Genomic DNA, 15,982 nt, shown 5'->3' on the forward strand with positions numbered 1-15,982 from the left:
GTTGGTCAAACACGAAATAAATGCTAAGAACCTATATACGAACAGGCTAAAATGCGCCCCCGGCTAACAGCTGACCCTATTTCATGCGCCCCACAAGGTTCGCTACGTGATCGAGTTTCAACAAGTCCATAAAACCTACCGCGTCGCCGGTAGGGACATCCCCGCACTGCATCCGACCAGCCTGCGCGTCGAAGACGGCCAGGTGTTCGGTCTGATCGGCCATTCCGGTGCCGGCAAAAGTACCCTGCTGCGCCTGATCAACCGTCTCGAGGCTCCCAGCGGCGGCAAGATCATCGTCGACGGCGAAGACGTCACGGCGTTCAACGCCAACGACCTGCGCCGCTTCCGCCAGCAGGTCGGGATGATCTTCCAGCACTTCAACCTGCTGGCCTCCAAGACCGTGGCCGACAACGTGGCGCTGCCGCTGACCCTGGCCGGGCGCATGTCGCGCGCCGAGATCGACCAGCGCGTCGGCGAGCTGCTGGCCCGGGTAGGGCTGAGCGAGCATGCCAGGAAATACCCGGCACAGCTGTCCGGCGGCCAGAAGCAGCGCGTCGGCATCGCCCGCGCCCTGGCCACCAAGCCCAAGATCCTGCTGTGCGACGAAGCCACCAGCGCCCTGGACCCGCAAACCACCGCCTCGGTGCTGCAATTGCTGGCCGAGATCAACCGCGAGCTGAAGCTGACCATCGTGCTCATCACCCACGAGATGGACGTGATCCGCCGGGTGTGCGACCAGGTGGCAGTGATGGACGCCGGGCAGATCGTCGAACAGGGCCCGGTGGCGCAGGTGTTCCTGCACCCCAAGCACCCGACCACCAAGCGTTTCGTGCAGGAAGACGAGCAGGTCGACGAAAGCGAACAGCGCGACGATTTTGCCCATGTACCGGGGCGCATCGTGCGCCTGACCTTCCAGGGCGACGCCACCTATGCGCCGCTGCTGGGCACCGTGGCCCGTGAAACCGGGGTGGACTACAGCATCCTCGCCGGGCGTATCGACCGCATCAAGGACACCCCCTATGGTCAGCTGACCCTGGCCATCACCGGTGGCGACATCGAGGCGGCATTTGCCCGCTTCATTGCGGCAGATGTTCATATGGAGGTACTGCGCTGATGGACGCCCTGAGTTTCTTTGCCAATATCGACTGGGCCGAAATCTGGCTGGCCACGATCGATACCATGATCATGCTGTTCGGCTCGCTGCTGTTCACCGTACTGCTGGGCCTGCCACTGGGCGTGCTGCTGTTTCTGTGCGGCCCGCGCCAGCTGTTCGAAGAAAAGCGTGTGTATGCGCTGCTGTCGCTGGTGGTCAACGTGCTGCGTTCGCTGCCGTTCATCATCCTGCTGATCGTGATGATCCCGTTCACCGTGCTCATCACCGGCACCTCGCTGGGCGTGGCCGGGGCCATCCCGCCACTGGTGGTCGGTGCCACGCCGTTCTTCGCGCGACTGGTGGAAACCGCCCTGCGCGAGGTCGACCGCGGCATCATCGAGGCCACCCAGTCGATGGGGGCCACCACGCGCCAGATCATCATGAACGCCCTGCTGCCCGAAGCGCGGCCGGGCATCTTCGCAGCCATCACCGTGACGGCCATCACCCTGGTGTCGTACACCGCGATGGCGGGTGTGGTGGGTGCCGGCGGGCTGGGTGACCTGGCCATCCGCTTCGGCTACCAGCGCTTTCAGACCGACGTGATGGTAGTCACCGTGGTACTGCTGCTGGTGCTGGTTCAAGTTCTGCAGAGTGTCGGCGACAAACTGGTTGTGCATTTTTCCCGTAAGTAACCAAGGGTCGGCCACGCCGACGCGCCGGGGGCCGGAACGGCCCTCACAAGGAGCGATTAGATGAAAAGACTGCTTGCTGCTGTTGCCGCCGTCGCGGCCTTCTCTGCCCACGCGGCCGAGACCCTGACCGTTGCCGCCACCCCGGTACCGCACGCCGAGATCCTCGAGTTCGTCAAACCGGCGCTGGCCAAGGAAGGCGTGGACCTGAAGGTGAAGGTGTTCACCGACTACGTCCAGCCCAACGTGCAGGTGGCCGAGAAGCGCCTGGATGCCAACTTCTTCCAGCACCAGCCGTACCTGGACGAGTTCAACAAGGCCAAGGGCACTCACCTGGTCAGCGTTGCCGGCGTGCACCTGGAGCCGCTGGGCGCCTATTCGAACAAGCTCAAGAAGCTCGACGAACTGCCATCGGGCGCCACCGTGGTCATCCCCAACGACGCCACCAACGGCGGCCGTGCCTTGCTGCTGCTGGACAAGGCTGGCGTGATCAAGCTCAAGGACAACACCAACATCCTGTCGACCGTGAAGGACATCACCGGTAACGACAAGGGCCTGAAATTCCGTGAGCTGGAAGCTGCCACCATTCCGCGCGTGCTGACCCAGGTCGACCTGGCGCTGATCAACACCAACTATGCGCTGGAAGCCAAGCTCAACCCTGAAAAGGACGCCCTGGTCATCGAAGGCAGCGATTCGCCTTATGTGAACATCCTGGTGACCCGCGAGGACAACAAGGATTCGGACGCGGTGAAGAAGCTGGTAGCAGCACTGCACACGCCTGAAGTGAAGAAGTTCATCGAAGAGAAGTACAAGGGCGCGGTCAAGCCAGCGTTCTGATTCAGAAATGCCAAGGGCTGCTACGCAGCCCATCGCGGGTCAAGCCCGCTCCCACAAGTTCTCCACCGCCCTTGAAACCAGGGTTGTACCTGTGGGAGCGGGCTTGACCCGCGAAGCTTTCAGTCGCGCTTGACCAGCCCCGGCAACTGCGCCACCAGCTTCTGGTTGTTGAACGGCGCCCGAATGAACCCGCGCTGGGTACCATCCGGCCCGAGCAGCGCCAGGTTGCCACTGTGATCGACCGTGTAGTTCGGCTTGCTGGTATCGGCCGGAATGAACGGGATGCTCACCGCATTGGCCAGCTTCTGCGTATCCTCCAGCGACCCCGTCACCCCGCGAAAATCCTTGTCGAAGTAGCCCAGGTACGTCTTCAACTGCGCCGGTGTATCCCGGTTCGGGTCGACGCTCACCAGCACCACCTGCAAACGGTCCACCGCCTCCTTGGGCAGCTCGCTCTTGACCTGCCGCAGTTGCGCCAGCGTGGTCGGGCAGATGTCCGGGCAGAAGGTGTAGCCGAAGAACAGCAGCGACCACTTGCCCTTGAGCTGGTCCAGCACCACCGGCTGGCCGTTCTCGTCGGTCATCTGCAGCGCCGGCACCTGGCGGCTCTGCGGCAGCAGGATGATCCCGGCATCGATCAGCGCCGTGGGGTCGCCCTGGCTGCGATTGCTCAGCACCTTGTTGATAGTAAGCCCGAGAATCAGTGCGACCAGGGCAACGAGGATGAAAACGGTTTTCTGGGTTCGAGTCATAGGTTCAACAGTAGGTAATGGTCAACAAGCAGCGCGATGAACAGCAGGAACAGGTACGCGATAGAGTACTTGAAGGTCCTGATCGCCGCGTGCGGCCGACTGCCACGGTACAACACCCAGGCCCAGTGCAGGAAGCGCCCGCCCAGCACCACGGCGCACGCCAAGTACAGCGGCCCGCTCATGTGGATCACGTAAGGCAACAGGCTCACCGCCAGCAGGGCGGCGGTGTACAGCAGAATGTGCAGCTTGGTGTAGTGCTCGCCGTGGGTCACCGGCAGCATCGGGATATCGGCCTTGGCGTACTCCTCCTTGCGATGGATGGCCAGGGCCCAGAAGTGCGGCGGGGTCCAGGCGAAGATGATCAGCACCAGCAACAGGGGCTCGGCGCCCACATGCCCGGTCACCGCCACCCAGCCCAGCAGCGGCGGCGCCGCCCCGGCCAGCCCGCCGATCACGATGTTCTGCGGCGTGGCCCGCTTGAGAAAGCCGGTGTAGAGCACCGCATAGCCCAGCAGCGAGGCCAGGGTCAGCCAGGCGGTCAGTGCGTTGGTGAAACTCAGCAGCAGCACCATGCCCAGCACCGCCAGCAGCAAGGCGAACGCCAGCGCCGCCAGCGGTGCGACGCGCCCCTCGGCCAGCGGCCGCTTGTGGGTGCGCGCCATCAGTGCGTCGATGCGCCGGTCCACCACATGGTTGACCGCCGCCGCGGCACCCGCACACAGGCCGATGCCCAGGTTGCCGAACACAAGTACCGTCCACGGCACGCCCGCGCGGGTGGCCAGGAACATCCCCACCAGCGAGGTGATGAGCATCAGCACCACCACCTTGGGCTTGGTCAGCTCCAGGTAGTCGCGCCACAGCGCCTGCTGGCGCGCGGGGTTCAGAAGCGTTGCCATGGGTTCTCTCCCAGATAATGCACCACGCCCACCGGGCGCAGCGGCGTCAGGCGCCAGCCCTGGCTGACCCTGCGCGCCTTGGGCTGCGTGGCCAGGCGCGTGCGGTAGTTGACCAGCACCAGCGTCAGCAGCAGCGCCGCGCCACCGGCGTTGTGCGCCACCGCCACCGCCAGCGGCAGCCCGAACGCCACATTGCTGATGCCCAGCCCCACCTGCACCGCCAGCGCCAGCAGCACCAGCCTGGCCAGGCGCCGCAGACCGATAGCGTGCAGCTGCCAGGCCAGGGTCAGCAACACCAGCGTGACCAGCAGCGCCCCCAGGCGGTGGGTGATATGGATGGCGGTGCGCGCTTCGCTGTCGAGCTGTCCGCCCAGGTAGTTGGGGCCGATGTGCTGGGTGAGGTGAAAGCCGTTGGCAAAATCCGCCTCGGGCCACCACTGGCCGTGACAGGTCGGCAGGTCGACGCAGGCCACCGCGGCATAGTTGGCGCTCACCCAGCCGCCCAGGGCGACTTGCCCGATCACCAGCAGCAACGCCAGTGCCGCCAGGCGCCTTAGCCGCAGCGGCAGGCCGGGCAGGGGCATGAACGCGCGCGACAGGCGCAGGCTCAGCAGAAACAGCAGGCTCAGGGTGGCAAAGCCGCCCAGCAGGTGCGCCGTGACCACCTGCGGCCACAGCTTGAGGGTGACCGTCCACATGCCGAACGCGGCCTGGAAGAACACCACCGCCAACAGCAGCAGCGGCAGGCGGTACGGCTGGCCGTTGTGCCCATGCCGACGCAGCGCCTGCACCGCCAGCATGGCGATCACCAGCGCCAGGGTGCCGGCAAAATAACGGTGCACCATCTCGTTGCGGCCCTTGTGGGCCTCGACCGGCGTGTCCGGGTAGTGGCGTTCGGCATGTGCCAGTTGCGCCTCGGTCTTGGGCACGCTGATGAAGCCGTAGCAGCCCGGCCAGTCGGGGCAGCCCAGGCCGGCGTGGGTCAGGCGGGTATAGGCCCCCAGCAGCACCACCACCAGCGCGAGGAAGGTGGCGAACACGGCGAGGCGGTATCCGGGTCTGGCCATGGTGCGTGCCTCCTAGCCGATGTTGGACAGCTTGAGCAGATGGCGCAGGTCGTTGAGCAGGTCCTTGCCCTTGACCCGTGCGTCGTAGCGCAACACCAGGTTGCCGTGGGGGTCGACGATCCACAGCTGCGCGCCCTTCAGGCTCCCGGCGGCCCTGCTGTACTGCGCCAGCCCCAGCGCATAGCGCTGCAGTTGCGGGTACTCGCGCGCAAGCCTGGCCTGATACGCCTCGCTCAACGGTTGCCCGGCGGCCAGCGCGTGGCTGGCACGGGCGGCGTCGCGGCCAAGGCCGATCTGTACCTGGCGCGCCAGGTACACCAGTTGCTGGCAGTCTGCGTCACAGTCACCAGGGGTGCTGACCAGCAGTTGCCAACGCGCCTCGTCGGTCGCGACCCCCAGCTCGGCGCGGCCCTGGCCGTTGCCGATCAGTTCGCCGTGGTAGCTGCGGCTTTCCGGCACCCAGAACTGCAGTTTGTACATGCCGGTGGCGAGCATCATCGGCCCCACCACCACCAGCAGGATCAGAATCAGCTGCAACCGCCCGCGCCAACGACGGCGCGGCACTTCAGACGTGCCGGATGGATGCATGACGGCGCCCATGGTGGTTCTCCTTGTCGTTGTGCCAGCCGAAATAGAGGTACAGCGCAACCAGCGCCGCGGCCAGGGCAAACCATTGCACGGCGTAGCCCAGGTGTTTCTCCGGGCCCATCGCTACCACCGGCCAGTCCAGCCGGTAGCTGGCCGGGCCCGGTTCCAGGCGCAGTTCATGGGCAAAGCCCTCGCGGCCCAGCTGCGGCCACAGCTGCGCGGCATCCACCGCCGTGAGCAGGTGCGGCCAGCGGCCCCCTTGCGGGTCGGCGTGCAACTGGAAGGTGCTGCCCGGCGCCACATAGACCCAGGCCTGCAGGGCAAGCGGTGTCTCGGGGGTGCTGAACTGCACCGCCACACGCCGGTCGGGCCAGGGCAGCCAGCCGCGATTGACCAGCAGCCACAGGCCGCTGGCCTGGTCGTGAAAGGGTTGCAGCAGCTCGACCCCGGCCTGGCCGTCGCGCAGGCGGTTGTCGAGCAGCACACTGTGGGTGCGGTCGAAACGGCCATACAGGTGCACCCGGCGATAGGCCGGGTCGCTCGCCTGCGCCAGCTGCTCGCTGGCCAGGGGCGCTGCCACCCGGCGCTCTGCATAGGTGGCCAGCAACTCGCGCTTTTCGGCGGCGCGCCCCAGCTGCCAGCAGCCCAGCGCAATCAGCCCCGGCAGCAGCAACATCACCACCAGGGTCGGCACCCGGCCGGGGCGGAACGGCCTCATCGGGGCCCCGCAACGGCTGTCGCTATACTTGTTGTAGTCATCGCATCCCCCGGAGTACCGCCATGCTCAAAGCCGCGATTGTCCTGATGCTGCTGGCGACCGTGATCAGCCTGTTCAGCGGCCTGTTCTTTCTGGTCAAGGACGATGACAACTCGACCCGCCTGCTCACCGCCCTGAAAATCCGTGTCAGCCTGGCCGCCATCACCCTGGCGCTGGTCGCCTGGGGTTTCTACAGCGGCCAACTGGTGTCCCACGCGCCGTTCTAGGCGCGGCTACAGCACATACACGAAGATGAACAACCCCACCCACACCACATCCACGAAGTGCCAGTACCAGCTGGCCGCCTCGAAGCCGAAGTGCTTGTCGGCGCTGAAATGCCCGCGCAGGATGCGCATCAGCATCACGAACAGGATGATCGTGCCCATGGTCACGTGGGCCCCGTGGAACCCGGTGAGCATGAAGAAGGTGGCACCGTAGATCCCCGAATGCAGGGTCAGGCCCAGTTCGGTGTAGGCCTCGTGGTACTCGTAGGCCTGCAGGATGAGAAACGCCACGCCCAGCACGATGGTCAGCGCCAGCCAGAATTTCAGCGCGCCGCGGTGATCCTTGCGCAGGGCATGGTGGGCGATGGTGATGGTCACGCTGGAGCTGACCAGCAGAATGGTGTTGATCAGCGGCAGGTGCCACGGGTCGATCACATCGCTGGGCGGCGGGAACAGCTTGGGGTCGGGGGTATGCAGCAGCGGCCAGGCGAACTGGAAGTTCGGCCACAGCATGTGCGCCACGCCCTTGGCACCTTCCCCACCCAGCGCCGGGCCTGCCAGGTGGCGCACGTAGAACAGCGCACCGAAGAAGGCCACGAAGAACATCACCTCCGAAAAGATGAACCACGACATGCCCCAGCGGAACGAGCGGTCCAGCTGCGGGCTGTAGAGCCCGGCGCGGCTTTCCTTGATCACCGCGCCGAACCAGCCGAACAGCATGTAGGCCAGGCACAGTGCGCCGACGAAGAAGATCAGCGGGCCATGGGAGTCCTCGTGGCCGGCCTTCATGTCGTTGAACCAGGTGCCCAGGCCGAACACCGTGATCAGCATCCCGAGGGTGGCGATGATCGGCCACTTGCTCTGCGCCGGTACGTAGTAGTGCTGATGAGCAGCCATGGATCGTTCTCCTTATCGGGCGCTCTGTACGGTCTGGGTGGCCACGTGGGCCACCGGCGGCTGGCGAGCGGTGATATCGAACAGCGTGTAGGCAAGCGTCAGGTGTTTCACATCCTTGGGCAGGTCGCGGTCGACGATGAAGCGCACCGGCATCTCGATGCGCTCACCCGGCTGCAGCACCTGCTGGCTGAAGCAGAAGCATTCGGTCTTGTGAAAGTACGCGGCCGCCTCCGCCGGGCTGATGCTGGGGATAGCCTGGGCGGTCATCGGCTTGTCGGTGGGGTTGCGCGCCACGAAGATCATCTGGTTCACCGCGCCCGGGTTGACGTCGATCTGGTCGGCGGTGGAGTAGAAGTCCCAGACCATGTCGCTGGCATTGGTCGACAGGAACTGCACCTTCACCGAGCGCGTGGGGTCGCTGACCTGGCTGCCTGCGTACTGCCCGCCGGTCTTGCCGTTGATGCCGAAGGCCTTGCACATCACGTCGTAGATCGGCACCAGGGCAAAGCCGAAGGCGAACATCACCACGGTCAGCAGCATCAGCCGCGTCACCAGTCGCCGCAGCGACGTGCGCTCGTTCATGGCAGCACCCTCATTTCACTTCCGGCGGGGTCTGGAAGGTGTGGTAGGGCGCGGGCGAGGGCACCGACCATTCCAGCCCTTCGGCGCCATCCCATGGCTTGGCCGGGGCCGGCTTGCCGCCACGGATGCACTTGATCACGATGAACAGGAAGAAGATCTGCGTGACGCCGAAGGTGAACGCGCCGATCGACGACACCATATTGAAGTCGGCGAACTGCAGGTTGTAGTCCGGCACCCGGCGCGGCATGCCCGCCAGGCCAACGAAGTGCATCGGGAAGAACGCCATGTTCATGCCGATGAACGACAGCCAGAAGTGCAGCTTGCCGAGGGTTTCGTCGTACATGTGCCCGGTCCACTTGGGCAGCCAGTAGTAGGCGGAGGCGAAGATGCCGAAGATCGCCCCCGGCACCAGCACGTAGTGGAAGTGCGCCACCACGAAGTAGGTGTCGTGGTATTGGAAGTCGGCCGGGGCGATGGCCAGCATCAACCCCGAAAAACCGCCGATGGTGAACAGGATGACGAAGGCAATGGCGAACAGCATCGGCGTCTCGAAGGTCAGCGAACCTTCCCACATGGTGCTCACCCAGTTGAACACCTTCACCCCGGTGGGCACCGCGATGAGCATGGTGGCGTACATGAAGAACAGCTCGCCCACCACCGGGATGCCGACCACGAACATGTGGTGCGCCCACACGATGAACGACAGGAAAGCGATGGCCCCGGTGGCGTAGACCATCGAGGTGTAGCCGAACAGCGGCTTGCGCGAGAACGCCGGGATGATCGAGCTGACCGCGCCGAACGCCGGCAGGATCATGATGTACACCTCGGGGTGACCGAAGAACCAGAACACGTGCTGGAACAGTACCGGGTCGCCACCACCGGCGGCGCTGAAGAAGCTGGTGCCGAAATGGATGTCCATCAGCATCATGGTCACCACACCGGCCAGCACCGGCATCACCGCGATCAGCAGGAACGCGGTGATCAGCCAGGTCCAGACGAACAGCGGCATCTTCATCAGGGTCATGCCGGGGGCGCGCAGGTTGAGGATGGTGGCGATCACGTTGATCGCGCCCATGATCGAGCTGATGCCCATCAGGTGGATGGCGAAGATGAAGAAGGTCACGCTGGCCGGTGCGTAGGTGGTCGACAGCGGGGCATAGAAGGTCCAGCCGAAATTCGGCCCGCCGCCGGGGCTGAACAGGGTCGATACCAGCAGCAGGAACGCTGCCGGCAGCAGCCAGAAGCTGAAGTTGTTCATGCGCGGCAGGGCCATGTCCGGCGCGCCGATCATCAGCGGGATCATCCAGTTGGCCAGGCCGACGAAGGCCGGCATCACCGCACCGAACACCATGATCAGGCCGTGCATGGTGGTCATCTGGTTGAAGAATGCCGGCTCCACGATCTGCAGGCCGGGCTGGAACAGCTCGGCGCGGATCACCATGGCGAACGAGCCGCCGAGCAGGAACATGGCGAAGGCGAACCACAGGTACATCGTGCCGATGTCCTTGTGGTTGGTGGTCAGCACCCAGCGCATCAGGCCCTTGGCCGGGCCGTGGGCGTGGTCATGGGCGGCATGACCGTGGTCGTCGATGACTGTACTCATGTCCTGTCTCCCCGGTTCATTGGCTGTCGGCCTGCTTGAGCGCCAGCACATCCTTCGGCGTGACCATGTCGCCCTTGTTGTTGCCCCAGGCGTTGCGCTCGTAGGTGATCACGGCGGCGATATCCACTTCCGAGAGCTGCTTGCCGAACGCCGCCATGGCCGTGCCGGCCTTGCCGTGGAAGACGATGTTCAGGTGATCCTTGATCGGGCCGGTGGCGATCTTCGAACCCTTGAGCGCCGGGAACATCGGCGGCAGGCCCTGGCCTTCGGCCTGGTGACAGGCCACGCAGGTGGTGTGGTAGACCTTGTCGCCGCGCTCGCTGAGCTCCTGCAGGGTCCACTCCTTGCTGGTCAGCTCCTTGAGCTTGGCCGACTCGGCCTTGCGTTCGGCCAGCCAGGTGTCGTAGTCGGCCCTGGACTTGACCTCCACCACCACCGGCATGAAGCCGTGGTCCTTGCCGCACAGTTCGGTGCACTGGCCGCGGTAGATGCCCGGCTTCTCGACACGGGTCCAGGCCTCGTTGACGAAACCGGGGATGGCATCGCGCTTGACCGCGAACGCCGGCACCCACCAGGAATGGATGACGTCGGCGGCAGTCACCAGAAAGCGCACCTTGGCACCCACCGGGATCACCAGCGGCTGATCGACCTCCAGCAGGTAGTGCTCGTCCTTGGGTGCCTTGTTGTGGATCTGATCGGCGGGGGTGGCCAGGTTGCTGAAGAACTCCACGTCCTGGCCCAGGTACTTGTAGTGCCACTTCCACTGGTAGCCGGTGACCTGGATATCCACGTCCGACTCGCTGGCATCGTAGATGTCCACCAGGGTCTTGGTGGCGGGGATGGCCATGGCCACCAGGATCAGGAACGGCACCACCGTCCACATGATCTCGACCCAGGTGTGCTCATGAAAATGCGCCGGCTGCTGGCCGGTGGAGCGACGGTGCACCATCATCGACCAGAACATCGCGCCGAACACCACGATGCCGATCACCACGCAGATCCAGAAGATGGTCATGTGCAGGTCGAACACGGCGTTGCTGACTTCAGTCGCCCCCGGCGCCATATTCACGGTCCAGGCGGCATGTGCCGGCGTGAACAGTGACCACAACAGCAGGCCCATCCAGGCATGTGGATGTCGCATCATTGCGGGTTCCCCTTATGATTCTTGTTATCCCGGAGGCAGGGCCTACGGCTAAGGGTACGGCGTCAAGACGGCGAACTTCGACGGCGAGCCCCTGCTGGACAGCAGGCGGGCCTCATCAACCAATCACTTTCAAAGCGGAGTATAGACAGCCGCCCGGACCGCGCAAAAAATCGCCGAGAGGGGGTTGATGGCCATTTGATATGCCTTACAGCGACATAAACGCACATCGTTTATGACAAATCCGTCTTAACTCTTTTTCGAACCGAGCTACCTTATGTCATCCGTGTGTTTCCCTTGTCCCTGGAGTTGTCATGAACATCGCCGCTTTGCGCGAGCAGATCACCCGTGCCCGTCAACATGAGGTCCAAACCGGCCAGTTGAAAAAGCAACTTGAAGTGCAACTGCCCCACCTGCATCCCTCGATCAACCTGCCTGAGCAAGACCCGCATGCGGCGCTTGTGGGGTTTGTCGACGCGTACATCGATCAGGTACCCGAATTGCTGGAGGCCGCCAATGCGGTGGCGCGCGAGGCGGGCATCGAGTCGCAGATCAAACCGGTACTGAAAATTGCCGAAGCCTATTTCCTGCAGCCGCCGGCGATCATGCAAGGCCAGGTCGGCCTGGGCTGCCTGCTGGATGAGGCCTACCTGGCGCACCGCCTGGTGGAGGAAGTGAACGACCTGTACATCAAGCATTTCAAGCAGCCACTGATCCCACTGGATACCACCGTGGCCAACCTGATCGCGCATCAGCTGATCGGCGAGGCATTCGCCAACCAGCTGGATGAGGTGGTGCACCACTCGGTGGACGAAATGCTCAACGACGAAAGCTTCGCGCTCGAATCGGTGGAGGCCTACCGAGACAAGCTGAGCAGCCCGGACACCGGCGCGGCGTGGAAGCGCTGGCCGTGCCTGTCGCGCCAGCTGGGCGTGGGGCTGGAGCTGGATCAGTCGGCCTGATCGGCTCGGCGGCGCAGCCTTCGCCAGCAATGCTGGCTCCTACAGGATTGCACCCCGTGTAGGAGCCAGCCTTGCTGGCGAATCGTTCACGCGCCAAGCCCTGCCGCCATGCGCGCCCGCCCCTCGGTGCGCCGCTTCAACCCGCGCGGCTCGATCACCAGCACCGATCCATTGCCCGCATTCGCCCGGCCCCAGTCCTCCAGCAGCTCGAGACACGCGTGGTCGATGTAGCTGAGCTGGGCCAGCGGTACATGCAACGTGGTACATACCGGTACGTTATCCAGCGCCCGGGCGAGTGCCGGGACCTTGAGAAACGTCGCCGCACCGCTCAAGCGAAGCTCCAGGTGCCCCGGCGTATCCAGGTGGTTGACGCTGATCTTCAACCGCGCCGCCTTCAGCGCAAGCTTGAGCAAAGTCAGGGCGAAACCCAGCAGTACGCCGGTCAACAGGTCGGTGAAGATGATCGCCAGTGCGGTCGCCGCGTAGGTGAACATCGGCATGCGCCCATAGCGCCCCAACCCGCGGAACGCCTTGAAGTCCACCAGCTTGAAGCCGGTGTACACCAGTACACCTGCCAGGCTCGCCACCGGGATCTGCTGCAGCACACTGCTCAGCACCACCACGAACGCCAGCAGCCATGCCCCATGCAGAATAGCCGACAGCCGCGTCTGCGCACCGGCCTGCACGTTGGCCGAACTGCGTACGATCACCCCGGTCATCGGCAACGCCCCCAGCACGCCGCAGAGCATGTTGCCCACCCCCTGGGCCGACAGTTCACGGTCGAAGTCCGAACGCTGGCCACTGTGCATGCGGTCCACCGCCGCCGCCGACAGCAGCGTCTCGGCACTGGCGATGAATGCCAGGGCGAGCGCCGCCACCAGCAGGTGCGGGTCGGCCAGTTGCAGCAGGTCGGCGGGGCGCAGCCAATCGATGGCCTCGGCCAGGTTGTCCGGCACCACCACGCGGTTCACCGGCAACGCCAGCCACAGGCTCAGCAGGGTCATCAGCGCCACCCCGAGCAAGGCCCCCGGCACGAAGCGCAGACGCTGCGGGCGCAGGCGCTCCCAGCCCCACATGATCGCGATGGTGCCCAGGCCCAACGCACCCGCCTGCCAGGCATTGCCGGGGCCTTCCGGGGTCAGCGCCTGCAATACGGTCTGTGGGAACGCCGTCAGGTTGGCCAGCCCGGAAGGCTGCGGGCTGGCGTCGAACATCACATGCACCTGCGACAGTACGATCAGCACGCCGATACCGGCGAGCATGCCGTACACCACCGCTGGCGCCGTGACCCGGAACCAGCAGCCCAGGCGCAGACGCCCGGCCAGCAGTTGCAGCAGGCCCGCCAGCAGCAGGATCGGCCCGAGCATGGCCATGCCATGCTGGCGTACCAGCTCGAACACCAGCACCGCCAGGCCCGCCGCCGGGCCGCTGACCTGCAATGGCGAGCCGGCGATGAACCCCACCACCAGGCCACCGACGATGCCGGTGATCAGACCCTTGGCCGGGGGCATGCCGGAAGCGATGGCAATGCCCATGCACAGCGGCAGCGCCACCAGAAACACCACCACCGAAGCCAGCAGTTCACGCGGCAGGGCCGCTTTCAATTGCGTCATGTTCACCTTGATTCTCCCTCTATCGATCACGCCGGGCCATTCCGCTGGCCCGCACGCCGCAGTAACGCCGCCACGCGGGCAGCCGCAAGCCGCCGGCAGGCCAGCAAGGCATTCATGGAAATTCAAGGCAGCCGACTACCTGGGCTGCACGCGAACGTGCAGCCTTCAGTCACCCTGTTGCGAATGAGGTGTGGCTAGTAGCGCCCGCGCGGGGTGGCGCAGGGAATCGGCTGGCCGCTCTGCAGGGGCAGGAAGCGGTCGCTTACCGCGTCATAGGCGGTGATTTCGCTGGTTTCGATGTCGTAGATCCAGCCGTGGATATACAACTGGCCGGCCGCCAGGCGCGAGGCGACCGAAGGGTGGGTACGCAGGTGCTGCAACTGGGCGATGACGTTTTCCTTGGTCAGCACCTGCATGCTTTCGTGTTCGTTGTGGCAATGGCAATTGTCTTCGACCACCGTGCGCGCCACCTCGGCATGCCGCAACCAGGCCTTGACCGTGGGCATCTTCTCCAGGCTCTGCGGGTTGAGCACGGCACGCATGGCCCCGCAATCGGAATGCCCGCACACGATGATGTGCTGCACACCCAGGGCCATCACCGCGTATTCGATGGCCGTGGATACACCACCGTTCATCTGCCCGTAGGGCGGCACCACGTTACCCACATTGCGGGTCACGAACAGGTCGCCAGGGGAGCTGTGGGTAATCAGTTCGGGCACGATGCGCGAGTCGGCGCAGGTAATGAACATCGCCCGCGGCTTCTGCGCAGTGGCGAGTTTCTTGAAGAGCTCTTCCTGTTGCGGGAAGACTTCATGATGAAAATGCAAAAAGCCGTCGACGATATGCTTCAGTGCGGCATCGGCGCTTTCGGCTTGATCAGCCGGGCCGTTTTGAGAGGGGTCCTGGTCTTTCATTGTTGATCCTCTTTGACGGTTTGAAGGTAAGTCCATTTTACCGGTTCAAGATTCAGACAACGCAATGAAGCTTGGATGTCGCTCACGCTCAATAAAGCACAGTGCGGCTGCCTGGCGTTTCACGCTACGCGGAAAAACTTAACTCAAACTGAATTTGGAGGCTCTAGAACGGGCGTTCCAGAACAAAAGGGCGGGCCTCAGATACTAGCAAAAAAGCATTAATGGCAACTACCCATTAATGCATTACAGCAGCGACAACTGCCCACCGGGCGGGCAGAACGCGCTGCAATCGAGCGCATGGCCTTCACGCCGGTTCAGTCCCAGGCGGCGCATGGCCTTGTCGAAACGCTGCGCCAGCAAGTCGGCAAACACGCCTTCGCCCCGCATGCGTGCGCCAAAACGGCTGTCGTACAGCTCGCCGCCACGGCTCTGACGGATCAGGCTCAGCACATGGGTCGCACGTTGCGGGTAATGATCCTGCAGCCATTGCTCGAACAGCGGCGCCACCTCCAGCGGCAGGCGCAGCAGCATGTAGGCCGCGTGCAGCGCGCCGGCCTGCTTGGCCGCCTCCAGCAGGTGCTCCAGTTCGCTGTCGTTGATCATCGGGATCATCGGCGAACACAGCACACCTACCGGCACACCCGCCTCGCGCATCACCCGAATCGCCCGCAACCGCGCCTTGGGCGCGGCGGCACGCGGTTCCAGGGTGCGCTTGAGCTCGTCGTCGAGGGTGGTCAGGCTGATCATCACCGACACCAGGCGCTGCTGTGCCAGTTCGGCCAGCAGGTCGAGGTCGCGCAGGATCAGCGAGCCCTTGGTCACGATGGTGACCGGGTGACGGTAGCGCAGCAGCACTTCAAGCAGGCGCCGGGTCAGCTGCTGTTCGCGCTCGATGGGCTGGTACGGGTCGGTGTTGGACCCCAGGTTGATCGGGGCGCACACGTAGCCTTTCTTCGACAGCTGTTGTTCCAGCACCGCCGCCGCGTTGGTCTTGGCGATCAGCTTGGTCTCGAAATCGAGCCCCGGCGACAGGTCCCAGTAGGCGTGGCTGGGGCGGGCATAGCAATAGATGCAACCATGCTCGCAACCTCGGTAGGGGTTGATCGAGCGGTCGAAGGGCAGGTCGGGCGAGGTGTTACGGGTGATGATGGTTTTGGCCGTCTCGATGCGGACTTCGGTACCCTGGGTCAGCGGCACCTCCTGGTACCAGCCATCATCCTCGGCCACAGAGCGGGCAGGGGCGAAGCGGTTGTGCGGGTTGTGCGCGGTACCGCGACCACGCACTGGCGCTGGAGTGAACATGTCGAGCCCCTGTACTGTTTTTATATACAGTACTGCATCGCCATCAGGACCTCCAGCACCGCTCG

17 protein-coding genes are annotated in these 15,982 nt (G+C 64.4%); 5 read left to right on the forward strand and 12 right to left on the reverse strand.

Annotated elements, in window-relative coordinates; genetic code table 11:
* Nucleotides 1–106 precede the first annotated feature (106 nt).
* The 3 genes from DN388_RS20675 to DN388_RS20685 are packed head-to-tail and all read left to right on the forward strand — an operon-like array spanning nt 107 to nt 2,619.
* Nucleotides 107–1,114, forward strand: a complete 1,008-nt coding sequence (locus DN388_RS20675; protein WP_054916029.1) for a methionine ABC transporter ATP-binding protein — start codon at nt 107–109, stop codon at nt 1,112–1,114.
* Complete coding sequence (locus DN388_RS20680; RefSeq protein ID WP_043862288.1) at nt 1,114–1,785, forward strand: methionine ABC transporter permease; 672 nt, start codon at nt 1,114–1,116, stop codon at nt 1,783–1,785. Before DN388_RS20675 ends, DN388_RS20680 begins: the two co-directional genes overlap by 1 nt.
* A gap of 60 nt (nt 1,786–1,845) precedes the next feature.
* Complete coding sequence (locus tag DN388_RS20685; RefSeq protein ID WP_043862287.1) at nt 1,846–2,619, forward strand: MetQ/NlpA family ABC transporter substrate-binding protein; 774 nt, start codon at nt 1,846–1,848, stop codon at nt 2,617–2,619.
* A 119-nt stretch (nt 2,620–2,738) separates the two neighbouring features.
* Here the strand turns inward: DN388_RS20685 and DN388_RS20690 are convergent, their stop codons facing one another.
* Genes DN388_RS20690 through DN388_RS20710 form a run of 5 tightly spaced genes read right to left on the reverse strand, consistent with a single transcriptional unit; the run spans nt 2,739 to nt 6,640 of the window.
* Nucleotides 2,739–3,371, reverse strand: a complete 633-nt coding sequence (locus tag DN388_RS20690) for an SCO family protein (protein WP_043862286.1) — start codon at nt 3,369–3,371, stop codon at nt 2,739–2,741.
* Entirely contained in the window at nt 3,368–4,267 is a 900-nt protein-coding gene (gene cyoE, locus DN388_RS20695; RefSeq protein WP_043862285.1) for a heme o synthase, read from the reverse strand. The genes DN388_RS20690 and cyoE overlap by 4 nt, the downstream gene beginning before the upstream one ends.
* Nucleotides 4,252–5,334, reverse strand: a complete 1,083-nt coding sequence (locus tag DN388_RS20700; RefSeq protein ID WP_054916030.1) for a heme A synthase — start codon at nt 5,332–5,334, stop codon at nt 4,252–4,254. Before DN388_RS20700 ends, cyoE begins: the two co-directional genes overlap by 16 nt.
* Before the next feature lie 12 nt (nt 5,335–5,346).
* Entirely contained in the window at nt 5,347–5,934 is a 588-nt protein-coding gene (locus DN388_RS20705; protein ID WP_255001997.1) for a hypothetical protein, read from the reverse strand.
* Nucleotides 5,900–6,640 (reverse strand): SURF1 family protein, encoded by a 741-nt coding sequence (locus tag DN388_RS20710; protein WP_054916032.1) that lies wholly within the window; start codon nt 6,638–6,640, stop codon nt 5,900–5,902. Before DN388_RS20710 ends, DN388_RS20705 begins: the two co-directional genes overlap by 35 nt.
* Before the next feature lie 62 nt (nt 6,641–6,702).
* Between DN388_RS20710 and DN388_RS20715 the strand changes: the two genes are divergently transcribed.
* Entirely contained in the window at nt 6,703–6,906 is a 204-nt protein-coding gene (locus tag DN388_RS20715; protein ID WP_043862281.1) for a twin transmembrane helix small protein, read from the forward strand.
* 6 nt (nt 6,907–6,912) lie between these two features.
* On the opposite strand, the gene DN388_RS20720 is transcribed toward DN388_RS20715, so the two are convergent.
* From DN388_RS20720 to coxB, 4 genes are read right to left on the reverse strand one after another with little or no spacing between them, the layout of a single operon-like run.
* The gene (locus DN388_RS20720) at nt 6,913–7,800 is read right to left on the reverse strand and encodes a cytochrome c oxidase subunit 3 (protein WP_043862280.1); all 888 of its coding nucleotides are present in this window, start codon (nt 7,798–7,800) and stop codon (nt 6,913–6,915) included.
* 12 nt (nt 7,801–7,812) lie between these two features.
* Nucleotides 7,813–8,382: a cytochrome c oxidase assembly protein gene (locus DN388_RS20725; RefSeq protein WP_043862279.1), complete on the reverse strand. Its 570-nt coding sequence runs from the start codon at nt 8,380–8,382 to the stop codon at nt 7,813–7,815.
* Nucleotides 8,383–8,392: 10 nt separating this feature from the next.
* Nucleotides 8,393–9,985, reverse strand: coding sequence for a cytochrome c oxidase subunit I (gene ctaD / locus DN388_RS20730; protein ID WP_054916033.1), 1,593 nt, complete (start codon nt 9,983–9,985; stop codon nt 8,393–8,395).
* Between the two features lie 16 nt (nt 9,986–10,001).
* Complete coding sequence (coxB, locus tag DN388_RS20735; RefSeq protein WP_043862277.1) at nt 10,002–11,129, reverse strand: cytochrome c oxidase subunit II; 1,128 nt, start codon at nt 11,127–11,129, stop codon at nt 10,002–10,004.
* 311 nt (nt 11,130–11,440) lie between these two features.
* On the opposite strand from coxB, the gene DN388_RS20740 reads away from it, so the two are divergent.
* On the forward strand, nt 11,441–12,088 hold the full coding sequence (locus tag DN388_RS20740) for a hypothetical protein (protein WP_054916034.1): 648 nt from the start codon (nt 11,441–11,443) through the stop codon (nt 12,086–12,088).
* Nucleotides 12,089–12,174: 86 nt separating this feature from the next.
* On the opposite strand, the gene DN388_RS20745 is transcribed toward DN388_RS20740, so the two are convergent.
* The 3 genes from DN388_RS20745 to DN388_RS20755 all read right to left on the reverse strand — a co-directional run bounded on the left by DN388_RS20745 (nt 12,175) and on the right by DN388_RS20755 (nt 15,917).
* Nucleotides 12,175–13,701, reverse strand: a complete 1,527-nt coding sequence (locus DN388_RS20745) for a SulP family inorganic anion transporter (RefSeq protein WP_255001998.1) — start codon at nt 13,699–13,701, stop codon at nt 12,175–12,177.
* Nucleotides 13,702–13,895: 194 nt separating this feature from the next.
* Nucleotides 13,896–14,615 carry a carbonic anhydrase gene (locus tag DN388_RS20750; RefSeq protein ID WP_043862274.1) on the reverse strand — a complete coding sequence of 240 codons (720 nt, stop codon included), beginning with the start codon at nt 14,613–14,615 and terminating at the stop codon, nt 13,896–13,898.
* Between the two features lie 243 nt (nt 14,616–14,858).
* A complete protein-coding gene (locus tag DN388_RS20755; RefSeq protein ID WP_043862273.1) occupies nt 14,859–15,917 on the reverse strand; it encodes a PA0069 family radical SAM protein in 1,059 nt (352 codons plus the stop codon).
* Nucleotides 15,918–15,982 lie beyond the last annotated feature (65 nt).

Source organism: Pseudomonas sp. S12(2018), assembly GCF_024355235.1.
GTDB classification, from domain to species: domain Bacteria; phylum Pseudomonadota; class Gammaproteobacteria; order Pseudomonadales; family Pseudomonadaceae; genus Aquipseudomonas; species Aquipseudomonas palmensis.